Below are 12895 nucleotides of genomic sequence, written 5' to 3'. Positions count from 1 at the left end.
AAAGAAATTTTAGCGTATGAAGTAAAAATGTTTAGACGGCCTTTTGAATCAACCTTTTTTCTATATATCCTCTCAGAATCTCTAGACCTTATCAGTCATGATTTCTTATGAGGAAAAGATGTTGTTCGTAAACCGGTATTTTTTGAATAAAAATTTATCCGTACAATCTGCCGTATTAGATAGCGAGGAGTAAATCATGAAAAAAATGCCTGTATTGTTTGTCGGGCATGGCAGCCCGATGAATGTGTTGGATAAAGAAAACCTGTTCAATCAGAATTTCAGCCTAATTACGCAAAGGTTTGCCAAACCAAAAGCTATTTTGATGATTTCAGCGCATTGGTACAGCAGCCGTTTGCAGGTAACTTCAGGCGCGCATCCTAAAATGATTTACGATTTCTACGGCTTTCCAGATGAACTCAGCCAAGTGCAATATCCTGCGCCCGGTTCGCCTGAGCTGGCGGCGCAAGTGAAGTCATTATTACAGCCGGAAAATGTCGAGCTGAACCCAACGCGTGGTTTTGATCATGGCGCTTGGACAGTGTTGAAATATCTCTATCCCAATGCCGATATTCCTGTGGTGCAACTTAGCCTTAACCGTTTGCAATCGGCAGAATGGCATTTCAATTTGGCGAAAAAGTTAGCTGCTTTGCGCGAACAAGGCGTGTTGATTATCGGCAGCGGCAATATTGTGCATAATCTAAGGGCGATAAGCTGGGAACATATCGATCAAATCGGTGCGGGGTATGAATGGGCGTTTGCATTTCGAGAAACGGTCAATCAAGCGATTGCAACACGAGATGATGAAACCTTGGTACATTATCAGCAACTAGGCGAAAAAGCCGAGCTTTCCGTGCCAACACCGGATCATTACTTGCCCTTGCTTTACATCATAGCATTGCGCGAACCGCAAGATCAGGTTACGTTTTTCAATGATAAGCTGCTTGCAGGCTCGCTCAGCATGACGTCGGTTTTAGTGGGGTAAAAAGGGAAAAATATAGTAAAAGAAATTATCTTTTATTGGCTTTATCTGTTTAAGACGGCGTTTTATAGCTATATAAACCATAACCTATTCAGCAAAGATGAGATTGAGTTTATAATCTTCAAATATAAATAATTCGAGCATAGCAAGTGATTAAAGCTGAATTTTATTTGCAGTTGGGATGATTAGGTGGGAATGGTTTGATTATATTATAGATAAAAGTTATATCTAATAAAGTAGAGGACCATGGTATATTATTTATGAAATTTTATATTTTTTTTAGGTACATAATTTTTTTATTACTATGTGTATTCTCTTTTTTCCTTAGTAAGCAAAATTTCTATATTTCAGATTATATTGTTTACGGGGATGTCTATAAGTTATCTGAGCTACAGGGCGAGATAGAGGGTAATGAAGTTTTTATGAAATTATTTTTTATTTTGAATAATATTCCTATTTTGCTTTTTCTACTCAATAGGAAAATAATTGGATTGAGACCTTTGCAAAATTCCCCAAAATCCCCTAAATTCCCACAAAGACATTTAGGGGATTTTTCATGAGTACCTTCTTCCAGCAAACCGCACAAGCCATGATTGCCAAACACATCGACCGCTTCCCGCTATTGAAGTTGGATCAGGTGATTGATTGGCAACCGATCGAACAATACCTGAATCGTCAAAAAATCCGTTACCTCCGAGACCACCGCGGCCGTCCCGCCTATCCCCTGTTGTCCATGTTCAAAGCCGTCCTGCTCGGACAATGGCACAGCCTCTCCGATCCCGAACTCGAACACAGCCTCATCACCCGCATCGATTTCAACCTGTTTTGCCGTTTTGACGAACTGAGCATCCCCGATTACAGCACCTTATGCCGCTACCGCAACTGGCTGGCGCAAGACAACACCCTGTCCGAACTACTGGAACTGATCAACCGCCAACTGACCGAAAAAGGCCTAAAAATAGAGAAAGCATCCGCCGCCGTCGTTGATGCCACTATTATTCAGACCGCCGGCAGCAAACAGCGCCAGGCCATAGAAGTCGACGAGGAAGGACAAGTCAGCGGCCAAGCCACACCGAGTAAAGACAGCGATGCCCGTTGGATAAAGAAAAACGGCCTCTACAAACTCGGTTACAAACAACATACCCGTACCGATGCGGAAGGCTATATCGAGAAACTGCACATTACCCCAGCCAATGCCCATGAGTGCAAACACCTGTCGCCTTTGTTGGAAGGTCTGCCCAAAGGTACGACCGTCTATGCCGATAAAGGCTATGACAGTGAGGAAAACCGGCAACATCTGGAAGAGCATCGGTTACAGGACGGCATTATGCGCAAAGCCTACCGCAACCGTCCGCTGACGGAAGCGCAAACCAAACGTAACCGATATTTGTCGAAGACCCGTTATGTGGTCGAACAAAGCTTCGGTACGCTGCACCGTAAATTCCGCTATGCGCGGGCAGCCTATTTCGGGCTGATCAAAGTGAGTGCGCAAAGCCATCTGAAGGCGATGTGTTTGAACCTGTTGAAAGCCGCCAACAGGCTAAGTGTGCCTGTTGCTGCCTAAAAGGCGGCCCGGATGCCTGATTAATCAGGTATCCAAGGGGGGATTAAGGGGGGATTTGGGTAGAATCAGTGGATATTTGAAACAAAAACAGCCGAAAATCTTTGTTTGGATCTCGGCTGTCGGAAGGAAAGGAATTTTGCAAAGGTCTCGGATTAATATTCTTAGCTTTATTTTTATATTTTATCCATAAATTAGTAGGATTAGATCTATTTTTTATCATTGTCTTCAGTACAATAAAAGCAGGTAATTATGGATTAATCATTATATTTTTCCTATATGTGATACTTTTGTTAAGTAATATATATTTTTATCTTTGCACACATAAATTGAGATAAGTATGTAGTTTAGAGAAACCCGAATAAGAAAGGCCGTCTGTAAGATATTCAGACGGCCTTTGCAGTTGTCTTATTTTGCGATTCAGTTGCGCTTTCATGGTATGAATATGATAATGAACACATATTCCAGATTTTAGAAAGCTAGTTTCTCATGAAAGATTTTGCCCGCTTGCTCAACCATCCCGATATTTCCTTTTCTCCGATTCCAGAAGCCATTAAAGTTGATAACCCTGCAACAGGTGAGGCTTTGGCGTTTGTCCGTAAGACCGATTCAGACGGACTGAAGCTTTTGATTCAAAAGGCGGAGGCGGCACAAAAATTGTGGGCGGCAAAAACTGCGTTGGAACGCGCCGATGTGTTGTGGCGCTGGTATTTTCTGATTAAAGAAAACAAAGAAGAACTGGCGCGCATCATGACGATGGAACAGGGCAAAAGCTTGACCGAGGCGCGCGGCGAGATTGATTATGCGGCTTCGTTTGTGCGCTGGTTTGCGGAAGAGGCGCGGCGGATTGACGGTGATGTGCTGACAAGCGTGAAGGCGTCGCAAAAACTGGTCGTGTTGAAACAGCCTGTCGGCGTTACCGCTGCGATTACGCCGTGGAACTTCCCGTCCGCGATGATTGCGCGCAAGGCCGCGCCTGCTTTGGCGGTGGGCTGCGCGATGATCGTCAAACCCGCGTCGCTCACGCCCTTGAGCGCGTATGCGCTGGCGCTATTGGCTTACGAAGCGGGTGTGCCGCAGGATTTGCTTCCCGTCGTCAGCGGTAGCGCTTCGGAAATCAGCCATGAATTTGCTACAAATCCGATTGTGCGCAAAATCAGCTTTACCGGCTCGACCGAAGTCGGCGCTAAAATTTTTGCCGACAGCGCGGCGGACATTAAAAAACTCAGTTTGGAACTGGGCGGCAACGCGCCGTTTATCGTGTTTGACGATGCCGATTTGGACAAAGCCGTCGAAGGCGCGCTCGCCAGCAAGTTCCGCAACAGCGGCCAGACCTGTGTCTGCACCAACCGCGTTTACGCTCAATCCGGCATTTACGACGAATTTTGCCGCAAATTAAGCGAAAAAGTAGCCGCGCTCAAATTGGGCAACGGCTTGGATGAAGGCGTGAACCAAGGGCCGCTGATTGAGGAAAAAGCGGTAGAAAAAGTTGAGCAACACATCGCCGACGCATTAGCTAAAGGTGCAAGTTGTCTGACCGGCGGCAAACGCAGCGCATTGGGCGGAACGTTTTTCGAGCCGACCGTCTTAAGCGGCGTTACGGCGCAAATGGCGGTGGCGCGCGAAGAAACCTTCGGGCCGTTGTGTCCGGTGTTCCGTTTTGAAACCGAAGCCGAAGTCATCGAGGCTGCGAACAATACGGAATACGGTTTGGCAGCTTACCTTTTCACCTCCGATACCGCCCGCCAATGGCGCGTCGGCGAAGCCTTGGAATACGGTATGGTCGGCATCAATACGGGCTTAATCAGTAATGAAGTAGCACCGTTTGGCGGTGTAAAACGCAGCGGTTTGGGACGTGAAGGCAGCAAATACGGTGCGGACGAATATTTGGAATTGAAATATTTGTGCATTGATGTAGCGGAATAAGGCTGCACAGTAAAGGCCGTCTGAAATTCGGTTTTCAGACGGCCTTTTTTAAACGCAGAAAAGGTATTGGATAATTTTCATATTGTGAGAACGATCTTTATAAAAAAGCAAAACCATAAGAAACAAAGTTGCAAAAATTTTGTCACATGTTTATAAAATTAGTTTGATAACTATTTTGATGTTTTTAATCTTGTTGGATGTGTATTTCAAGTTTCTAGCTGTAGTTTTTTGAGTGATGGCAGCGGAAATTTTGGATAATACAACCGTGAGCAAGGAAGGATTGTTTTTTTGCTCACACAGTGTGGCTCATATCGATAGCGTGGGAACTTTATCTAGGCTGCAATTTTGTGGTGTGACTTTTATAAAAAAGGTGATGTGAATGTTGAAGAAATTTTTAATCCTGTTTTGCATAGCTTTTATCGGCGCATGCAGTTCCTTTAATGGGGACGGTTTGTCAAATGGCTCATATTCTCAAGGGAAACGGCTTGATCCGAATTGTGATCATTATGCTGTCGGCGGTAGTGGCGGCGGTTGTACACCGGCAGGTCAATGGCATCTTAAAGATAAACAAGGACAAAGAGTTCCATTCTAGCTTTTAAAAATGATTGTAGAACGGGCATTTAATTATTTAGGCCGTCTGAAATTTGGTTTTCAGACGGCCTTTGTTTTAGAGTAGATCCTGGATGGCTGAACGTTCTTCTTCCAATTCGGCCAGTGTGGCGGCAATACGGTTTTGGCTGAATTCGTCTGACAAATCTAAGCCTTGGACGATGCGGTAGCTGCCTTCGTCACAAATGACGGGGAAGCCGAAAATCAAACCTTCGGGAATGCCGTAAGAGCCGTCTGACGGAACGCCCATGGTTATCCATTTACCGCTGCTGCCGAGCAACCAGTCGCGCAGGTGGTAGATGGCGGCATTGGCGGCGGAGGCTGCGGATGATGAGCCGCGCGCGGCGATAATGGCGGCACCGCGTCCGGCGATTTTCGGCATGAAGACTTCGGTGTTCCAGTCGGGTTCGGTAATCATGTCTTGGACGGACTCGCCGTTGCTGGTGGCGTAGCGGTAGTCGGCGTACATGGTCGGGCTATGGTTGCCCCAGACGCACATTTGCTCGATGGAAGTAATCGGGCGGTTGATTTTTTCGGCAATTTGGCTGACGGCGCGGTGGTGGTCGAGACGCATCAGGGCGGTGAAGTTTTCCGGCGGGATGTCGGGTGCGGACTTCATGGCGATGTAGGCGTTGGTATTGGCCGGGTTGCCGACGACGAGGACTTTGACGTTGCGATGGGCAACTTTGTTCAACGCCGCGCCTTGTACTTTGAAAATTTCGGCGTTGGCGTGCAGTAAGTCGGCGCGTTCCATGCCTTGCGTACGCGGACGTGCGCCAATCAAGAGGGCGATGTCGGCATCTTTGAAGGCGACTTCGGGGTCGTCTGTGGCGAAGATATCGGCTAGGAGGGGAAAGGCGCAATCCTGCATTTCCATAATCACGCCGCGCAATGCTTGTTGCGCCTGCGGTAGGTCGAGCAGTTGCAGGATAACGGGTTGGTCGCGTCCGAGCATGATGCCGCCGGCGATACGGAAGAGGGTGGCGTAGGCGATTTGGCCTGCTGCGCCGGTTACGGCGATTCGGACGGGTGGCTTGAGGGTCATATTTTTCCTTTTGAAGTCGTTGTTTTACTTGGTTTTCGGATTATAGCAGTATTATGTGGCGAATGATGTAGTAAGACCGTCTGAAATTTGATTTTCAGACGGCCTTCAGTGTTTGAAAAGATTATTCGCCGTTTTTCTTTTCAGCTTGTTCTTCTGCTGCTTCATAGGCTTCGACGATTTTCTGTACCAAAGGATGGCGGACAACGTCTTCGCTGGTGAAGGTGTGGAAATACAGGCCTTCTACGTCGCGCAGCTTTTCGCGTGCATCTTTCAAGCCGGATTTGATGTTGCGCGGCAGGTCGATTTGGCTGATGTCGCCGGTAATGACTGCTTTGGCACCGAAGCCGATACGGGTCAGGAACATTTTCATTTGTTCGGGGGTGGTGTTTTGTGCTTCGTCCAAAATGACATATGCGCCATTTAAGGTACGGCCGCGCATATAGGCCAGCGGTGCAATTTCAATTAAACCTTTTTCCATCAGTTTGGTCACGCGGTCGAACCCCATCAAGTCATAAAGCGCATCGTAAAGCGGTCGCAGGTAGGGGTCGACTTTTTGCGCTAAATCGCCCGGCAGGAAGCCTAATTTTTCGCCTGCTTCGACTGCTGGGCGCACCAAAACGATGCGTTCGATTTGGTGCTTTTCCATGGCATCGACGGCGGCAGCAACGGCAAGATAGGTTTTGCCCGTACCGGCAGGGCCTAAGCCGAACACGACATCGTGGTTGAGCAAGGCGCGGATATAGCCGTTTTGGCGCGGGGTACGGCCGCCGATGCTGCCGCGTTTGGTGCGGAAATAGTATTGTTGGTCGTGGTGTTTTTCTTCGTGTTTTTCATCTGCGGTTTTGGCTTCAACGGCCGCGAGGCTGATGGCGTTGTCGTCCAAGTCGCCTTTTTCTGCGGCTTCTGCAAGCGATAGCAAGGCACGGCGGCCGGCATGTGCCAGTTCGCCCATGAAGGTGAAATGTTCGAAGCGGCGGCTGATTTGGATATCAAGGGCTTTGCCTAAGGCTTCGAGATTGCTGTCGAGTGCGCCGCACAGGCGTTGCAACACGGTATTGTCAATTTCTTCAAACTGCAGATGGACGGTGTGGGTCATATCGGTTTCCGTAATAAATCTATTTTTCCGTATTATACCCTTGTTCAGACGGCATGCTTTATAATACGTCGCTTCTTTTTGATAAACCGTTTCAATTAAAATGAATCACACTGCTTCTCCCCAATCGGAATTTCTGCGCGGTATCAAAGAAACCTCGCCCATGTTAATCGGCCTGTTGCCGTGGGCGCTGATTTTGGGTATGCAGGGCGGGCAGAAGGGCATGAGTTGGCTGGAAATGCTGCTGATGACGGGCATGAACTTTGCCGGAGGCTCGGAATTTGCCGCAGTCAATTTGTGGGCAAATCCTTTGCCGATTCTGCTGATTGCAACGGTAACGTTTATGATCAATTCGCGCCATATCCTGATGGGTGCGGCGATTGCGCCCTATATGAGGGATATACCGCTGAAAAAGGCGATGCCTGCGCTGTTTGTGATGTGTGATGAAAGCTGGGCAATGGCGTTTGCTGAAATTCAAAAGCGTAAGGCGGCAGGTTTGCCTGCGTTCAACATGCCGTTTTATGCCGGTGTGTGTTTTATTTTGTATGTAATGTGGATTGGTTTTGCGGCGTTTGGCGCGGCAGTCGGTCCGATGTTTGGCGATGTGGCGGCTTGGGGCTTCGGCATGGCGTTTCCTGCGGTGTTTTTGGTGTTGCTGCGCGGTATGTGGAAGAGCTTTGCGGCTTCACGCCCTTGGTTTGTCAGCCTGATTGTGGCGTGCGTAACCTATTTGACCGTGGACGGCGCATGGTATGTTCCGGCCGGAGCGTTGTCGGGTTTGTTGGCGGCGTATTTTTGGGGAGAGCAAAAATGAAGGATTTGTTGTCGCTGCAATCGTTTTTGCTGTTTTTGAGTATGTTGGCCGTTACCTATTCGACCCGATTAATCGGCTTTTTTGCATTGCGCAACCGTACGTTAAGCCGTCGTGCGCAAGTGGTGATGGAGGCCGCACCGGGCTGCGTGTTGATTTCCGTGATTGCGCCTTATTTTGTATCGGACAAACCGCATGAGCTGATTGCCATTGCTTTGACGGTATTGGCCGCCAGCCGGTTTTCGATGTTGGTGACGGTATTAATCGGCGTTGGTACTTCGGGCATACTCGGTTATTTGATGAAATAAAAAATTTTCAGACGGCCTTACTTGTTATAATGGCCGTCTGAATTTTTTGATAAAGCAAAAACATGACAAACCAACGACTCATCTATGGCTTTCACGCTGTCAATGCCCGTTTGTGGCAAAACCCGAAATCGATTACCGAACTCTATATCCAAGAGGGCAAATCCGATGCACGCACCCGCGATGTATTGGATAAAGCGGCCTCTGAAAACGTACGCGTGCATTTTGCCGATTCCGACCGCCTGAATGCCATCAGTAAAGGGGCGCGTCATCAGGGCGTGGTCGGATTTATCGATGCTTCCAAAAACCATGTTCACTTGGAAGATGTATTGGAAAACCTGAGCGAACCGCCGTTTTTGCTGGTATTGGACGGCATTACCGATCCGCACAACCTCGGCGCGTGTCTGCGTACTGCCGATGCGATGGGTGTACATGCCGTGATTGCACCCAAAGACAAAAGTGCCGGCCTGAATGCGACCGTCAGCAAAGTTGCCTGTGGTGCGGCGGAAACTGTGCCGTATATTACTGTAACCAATCTTGCCCGTACTTTGCGTGAGCTGAAAGAATACGGCATTTGGATTGTCGGCACGGACATGGGCGGCGACTCTGACCTTTACCACTGCGACCTGCCCGACAGTGTGGCCTGGGTAATGGGCAACGAAGGCGAAGGCATGCGCCGTCTGACGCGCGAACATTGCGATATGCTGGTATCGATTCCGATGTTTGGCACAGTTGAAAGCATGAACGTTTCCGTCAGTGCAGGCATGGTATTGAGCGAAACCCGCCGTCAACGCGTGTTGAAATCGGAAAAATAAAAAGTGTAATTAAAAGGCCGTCTGAATGTTTTTCAGACGGCCTTTTTCAGGTTTATTCTTTAACCAAAGGACCTGATTGCTTTTCATTACCGGCGGCAATGCGAACCAATTGGAGAAATTCCGATTTCAGCTCAAACGGATCGTCGCCTTGGACTTGCTGTACCATTTTTTCAATGTCGCTCCAGCCAAGTTTGCCGTTGTATTCGCCGCCGCGCAGGGCTTGGGCATAGGAAGCTGCGGCAAGGGCGAGAAGGGTGTCTTTATCGGCTTGTTCCAGCGGTTTGCTGCCAACGGGAATTGCGTGTTCCATCAGCTTGCTGTCTTTTTTTCCAGGCAGTTTGTAGCGTACTTTGACAAAGGCGTATTCGTTTTTACTGCCTTTGGCGGCCGGGGCTTTTTGATAGCGTGATTCGTTCAGCCAGCCGTTTTTGCCTGCCGGAATGATTTCATAGATGGCGGTCACGCTGTGGCCTGAGCCGATATCGCCCGCATCTACTTTGTCATTGTTGAAGTCTTCATTGCGCAGGGTACGGTTGGTGTAGCCGACCAAGCGGTATTCTTTGACGGTGGCAGGATTGAATTCGACTTGGATTTTGACATCCTGCGCAACGGTGGCGAGTGTGGAGGTCAGCTGCTGTTGCAGGACTTTTTTCGCTTCTTTTTCGTTGTCGATGTAGCTGTAATTGCCGTCACCCGCATCGGCGATTTGTTCCATCATGTCTTCGTTGTAATTGTCCGTACCGAAGCCTAGCGTACTGAGTGAAACACCGGTTTTACGCTTTTCGGCAACCATGGATTTGAGGGTTTCGGTATCAGATACGCCAACGTTAAAGTCGCCATCGGTCGCCAGCAGGATACGGTTGATGCCATTGGGTACAAAGGCCTTTTGTGCTTCTTCGTAGGCCATGCGTAAAGCGGATTCGCCCGAAGTCGAACCTTCGGCTTTCAGTTTGTCGATGGCTTTCAGGATGGTTTCTTTATCTGAACCTGATGTGGGCGGAAGCACCAGCTCTTCGCCTGATGAATAGGTAATCAGGGTAACCTTGTCTTGCGGGCGTAATTGTTGGGTCAAGATACGCAACGTTTTTTGAACCAACGGAAGTTTATTTTCTTCATCCATACTGCCGGATACGTCCACGAGGAACACAAGATTGGCGGGCGGCAGGTCTTTCTTTGCCGTGTCTTGTGCTTGAATGCCGATTTTGATCAGCTTGGCTTCCGGTTGCCATGGAGAATCAATAGTTTCAGTGTGAACGGCAAAGGGACGACCGTCAGTAGGCAGTGGATAGCTGTAAGGGAAATAATTGACGATTTCCTCAATGCGCACGGCATCTTTGGGCGGCTGTTTGCCGCTGTTCAGAAATCGGCGGACGTTGGCGTAGCTGCCGGTATCGACATCGATGCTGAATGTGGAAACAGGTTCTTGAGCAACGGATTTGACCGGTTGGTCAGGTTGGTCTTGGTAGCGTTCGGTGTTTTCTGTAAGAGACAGATTTTCTTCAGCAACGGCAGTAGCAGGCAATGCTGAGTCCGGTGCGCCATGAAGATTTTCGGTTGACGAGTCTGATCGGTCGAGAGGACCGGAACACGCGGTCAAAGCTGCCAAAGTGAGTATGGAAACGGTTTTTAGGAAGAAACGGGGCATGATTTAAGCTCCAGGGAAATATCATATGCTGATTATTAAAAGTGTTGATGGCAGTGTATTGGCAGAGTTAACGCTGGTGCTGAGTCACTTTTTTTGAATTTTAATGTGTGAATAGTGGGTTAAGTTTAAATCAGGACAAGGCGGAGCAACGCGGTACTGGTCTAAACTTAACCCACTATTTTTATGACTTAGGCAAGATTTTGTCGGGCTGAGACGATTTTGTAAAGGCCTCAGCCCCGATTTATCTTACATTAACTTTTCTTCCGGCGACGTTCGCCCGGCAGCAGCATATCCGCCCATTTGATGATGTTGGCGACTTCTGCCGGATTGAGTTCGTAGAACTGGCCGCGTTTGAGGCGGTTTGGCAGGCCGATGGGGCCGAAGCCTACGCGGACGAGGCGGCTGACGGTCAGGCCTTGGCTTTCAAAAATGCGGCGTACTTCGCGGTTGCGGCCTTCTTTGATGACGACGTTGTACCATTTGTTTGCGCCTTCGCCGCCTTGTTCGTAGATGCGTTCTACTTTTGCCAAACCGTCTTCGAGCATGACGCCTTCTTCGGTCAGGACGCGCATTTGTTCGGTGGTCAACTCGCCCAATACGCGCACGGCGTATTCGCGTTCGACTTCAAAGCTGGGGTGGGCGAAGCGTTGAACGAGTTCGCCTGAAGTGGTCAGGATCAACAGGCCGCTGGTATTGATGTCCAAACGGCCGATGGCTACCCAGCGGCTGCTGGCTGCTTGCGGCAGACGGTCGAAGATGCTGACGCGGCCTTGCGGATCGTCGCGGGAAACGATTTCGCCTTCTTGTTTGTAGTAGAGGATGATGCGTGGCAGGCGGTCGGCCCATTTGAGTTTGATGATGCTGCCTTTGACGGTAACGTGGTCGTCGGGCGTAACTTTGTCGCCCAGTTGGGCGACGCGGCCGTTGACCGTTACCCAGCCGTTGCTGATCCATTCTTCCATTTCGCGGCGTGAGCCGACGCCGGATGCGGCCAGGACTTTTTGCAGGCGCTCGGGTTCGAAGCGAGAAAGGTCGCTGCGGCGTTCTTTCAAATCACGGGCATGCTCCATGATTTTTTGGTTGGGGTTGCGGACAACCAGTTTTTTGGCTTTGGCGGCACGTTGTTTTGGCGTGGTATTTTGAGCTTTATGGCCGTCTGAAACTTTTTGGCCGTAAGGTTTGCCAGATGTTTTGCGTTCGTCGTCAGGACGTTTTTTATTGGCAAAGGCTTTGGCCGGTTTGGAAGGTTTCTTGGCGGTAGATGATACGCCGTCGCGCCATTGGCGTTTGCTGGAAGGCTGTTTAGACATGATTTTTCCTAACTCGCTTGAAAAAGCGGTTCTTCTGCGGCAGTTGCGGCAGGGGTTGGATTGGGGGAAAAGGCCGTCTGAAAATCAGATTCAGACGGCCTGCCGATGAAAGCTTGTATTGTAACTCAACCAGTAATTTTTTGTTTGAAAATCCGAAAATTATGGTGAAAGGCGTTCGCGTATCCAGTTGCCGTCAACCAGGCGGTATTGGATGCGGTCATGCAGGCGGCTGGGGCGGCCTTGCCAGAATTCGATGCGGTCGGGAATAACGAGGTATCCGCCCCAATGCGGCGGGCGGGGAACATGCAGGGGATGTTTGACACCGACGGCTGCGGCTTTGGCCACCAAGACGGCTTTGCTGGAAATCACTTCGCTTTGTTCGCTTGCCCATGCACCGATACGGCTGGTGTAGGGGCGGCTTTCAAAATATTCGTCCGAAGCGGCGGCGTCGAGTTTTTCGATGCGTCCTTCAATGCGCACTTGGCGCTCGAGTTCCGGCCAGAAAAAAGTCATGGCGGCAAAAGGGTGTGCCGTATAGGAGCGGCCTTTGCGGCTGTGGTAATTGGTAAAGAAAACAAAGCCTTTGGGGTTGACTTCTTTCAGCAGCACCATGCGGCTGTTGGGTCTGCCGTCTTCACCTACGGCGGCAACGTTGACCGCAGTCGGCTCGTTGACTTCGGCGTGAATCGCTTCGTTCAGCCATTGCTCGAATTGGACAATCGGGTCGGCATGGCACTCGGCTTCAGAAAGCTCGCGTTTGCTGTAATCTTCGCGGATATTGTGTAAATCCATGATT

12 protein-coding genes are annotated in these 12895 nt (G+C 49.3%); 7 read left to right on the top strand and 5 right to left on the bottom strand.

The window, feature by feature from the left end:
* Positions 1-196 precede the first annotated feature (196 nt).
* From ygiD to RRV97_RS03640, 4 genes are all read left to right on the top strand, one after another.
* Positions 197-982 (top strand): 4,5-DOPA dioxygenase extradiol, encoded by a 786-nt coding sequence (gene ygiD, locus RRV97_RS03655; RefSeq protein WP_315612010.1) that lies wholly within the window; start codon positions 197-199, stop codon positions 980-982.
* Positions 983-1535: 553 nt separating this feature from the next.
* A complete protein-coding gene (locus RRV97_RS03650; RefSeq protein ID WP_315611182.1) occupies positions 1536-2543 on the top strand; it encodes an IS5 family transposase in 1008 nt (335 codons plus the stop codon).
* Between the two features lie 486 nt (positions 2544-3029).
* Entirely contained in the window at positions 3030-4466 is a 1437-nt protein-coding gene (locus RRV97_RS03645) for an NAD-dependent succinate-semialdehyde dehydrogenase (protein ID WP_315612009.1), read from the top strand.
* A 379-nt stretch (positions 4467-4845) separates the two neighbouring features.
* Entirely contained in the window at positions 4846-5058 is a 213-nt protein-coding gene (locus RRV97_RS03640; RefSeq protein WP_315612008.1) for a hypothetical protein, read from the top strand.
* Between the two features lie 75 nt (positions 5059-5133).
* Here RRV97_RS03640 and RRV97_RS03635 read toward each other — a convergent pair whose 3' ends face one another.
* Both RRV97_RS03635 and RRV97_RS03630 read right to left on the bottom strand, forming a co-directional pair.
* Positions 5134-6120: a malate dehydrogenase gene (locus RRV97_RS03635; RefSeq protein ID WP_315612007.1), complete on the bottom strand. Its 987-nt coding sequence runs from the start codon at positions 6118-6120 to the stop codon at positions 5134-5136.
* Positions 6121-6241: 121 nt separating this feature from the next.
* On the bottom strand, positions 6242-7216 hold the full coding sequence (locus RRV97_RS03630; RefSeq protein WP_004520317.1) for a PhoH family protein: 975 nt from the start codon (positions 7214-7216) through the stop codon (positions 6242-6244).
* A gap of 100 nt (positions 7217-7316) precedes the next feature.
* Between RRV97_RS03630 and RRV97_RS03625 the strand changes: the two genes are divergently transcribed.
* The 3 genes from RRV97_RS03625 (at position 7317) to rlmB (ending at position 9144) form a co-directional block, all read left to right on the top strand.
* Entirely contained in the window at positions 7317-8027 is a 711-nt protein-coding gene (locus RRV97_RS03625; protein ID WP_315612006.1) for an AzlC family ABC transporter permease, read from the top strand.
* On the top strand, positions 8024-8332 hold the full coding sequence (locus tag RRV97_RS03620; RefSeq protein WP_003680717.1) for an AzlD family protein: 309 nt from the start codon (positions 8024-8026) through the stop codon (positions 8330-8332). The genes RRV97_RS03625 and RRV97_RS03620 overlap by 4 nt, the downstream gene beginning before the upstream one ends.
* 62 nt (positions 8333-8394) lie before the next feature.
* Complete coding sequence (rlmB, locus tag RRV97_RS03615) at positions 8395-9144, top strand: 23S rRNA (guanosine(2251)-2'-O)-methyltransferase RlmB (RefSeq protein ID WP_315612005.1); 750 nt, start codon at positions 8395-8397, stop codon at positions 9142-9144.
* A gap of 52 nt (positions 9145-9196) precedes the next feature.
* Here rlmB and RRV97_RS03610 read toward each other — a convergent pair whose 3' ends face one another.
* The 3 genes from RRV97_RS03610 to pdxH form a co-directional block, all read right to left on the bottom strand.
* Positions 9197-10789 carry a VWA domain-containing protein gene (locus RRV97_RS03610; protein ID WP_315612004.1) on the bottom strand — a complete coding sequence of 531 codons (1593 nt, stop codon included), beginning with the start codon at positions 10787-10789 and terminating at the stop codon, positions 9197-9199.
* Between the two features lie 251 nt (positions 10790-11040).
* Complete coding sequence (locus tag RRV97_RS03605) at positions 11041-12099, bottom strand: pseudouridine synthase (protein ID WP_315612003.1); 1059 nt, start codon at positions 12097-12099, stop codon at positions 11041-11043.
* 159 nt (positions 12100-12258) lie between these two features.
* Positions 12259-12891: a pyridoxamine 5'-phosphate oxidase gene (pdxH, locus tag RRV97_RS03600; protein WP_049335246.1), complete on the bottom strand. Its 633-nt coding sequence runs from the start codon at positions 12889-12891 to the stop codon at positions 12259-12261.
* Positions 12892-12895 lie beyond the last annotated feature (4 nt).

The sequence above is a fragment of the Neisseria sp. DTU_2021_1001991_1_SI_NGA_ILE_055 genome (assembly GCF_032342915.1).
Taxonomy (GTDB): Bacteria; Pseudomonadota; Gammaproteobacteria; order Burkholderiales; family Neisseriaceae; genus Neisseria.
The sequence above is the reverse complement of the archived record's forward strand: the minus strand, read 5'-3'. Positions and strand labels throughout refer to the sequence as shown.

What these genes read in the sequence shown, in the direction of transcription:
- ygiD (WP_315612010.1), top strand. Translation starts at nt 197, where the DNA reads ATGAAAAAAATGCCTGTATTGTTTGTCGGGCATGGCAGCCCGATGAAT.
- RRV97_RS03610 (WP_315612004.1), bottom strand. Translation starts at nt 10,789, where the DNA reads ATGCCCCGTTTCTTCCTAAAAACCGTTTCCATACTCACTTTGGCAGCT.
- pdxH (WP_049335246.1), bottom strand. Translation starts at nt 12,891, where the DNA reads ATGGATTTACACAATATCCGCGAAGATTACAGCAAACGCGAGCTTTCT.
- RRV97_RS03625 (WP_315612006.1), top strand. Translation starts at nt 7,317, where the DNA reads ATGAATCACACTGCTTCTCCCCAATCGGAATTTCTGCGCGGTATCAAA.
- rlmB (WP_315612005.1), top strand. Translation starts at nt 8,395, where the DNA reads ATGACAAACCAACGACTCATCTATGGCTTTCACGCTGTCAATGCCCGT.
- RRV97_RS03645 (WP_315612009.1), top strand. Translation starts at nt 3,030, where the DNA reads ATGAAAGATTTTGCCCGCTTGCTCAACCATCCCGATATTTCCTTTTCT.
- RRV97_RS03650 (WP_315611182.1), top strand. Translation starts at nt 1,536, where the DNA reads ATGAGTACCTTCTTCCAGCAAACCGCACAAGCCATGATTGCCAAACAC.
- RRV97_RS03630 (WP_004520317.1), bottom strand. Translation starts at nt 7,216, where the DNA reads ATGACCCACACCGTCCATCTGCAGTTTGAAGAAATTGACAATACCGTG.
- RRV97_RS03640 (WP_315612008.1), top strand. Translation starts at nt 4,846, where the DNA reads ATGTTGAAGAAATTTTTAATCCTGTTTTGCATAGCTTTTATCGGCGCA.
- RRV97_RS03605 (WP_315612003.1), bottom strand. Translation starts at nt 12,099, where the DNA reads ATGTCTAAACAGCCTTCCAGCAAACGCCAATGGCGCGACGGCGTATCA.
- RRV97_RS03620 (WP_003680717.1), top strand. Translation starts at nt 8,024, where the DNA reads ATGAAGGATTTGTTGTCGCTGCAATCGTTTTTGCTGTTTTTGAGTATG.
- RRV97_RS03635 (WP_315612007.1), bottom strand. Translation starts at nt 6,120, where the DNA reads ATGACCCTCAAGCCACCCGTCCGAATCGCCGTAACCGGCGCAGCAGGC.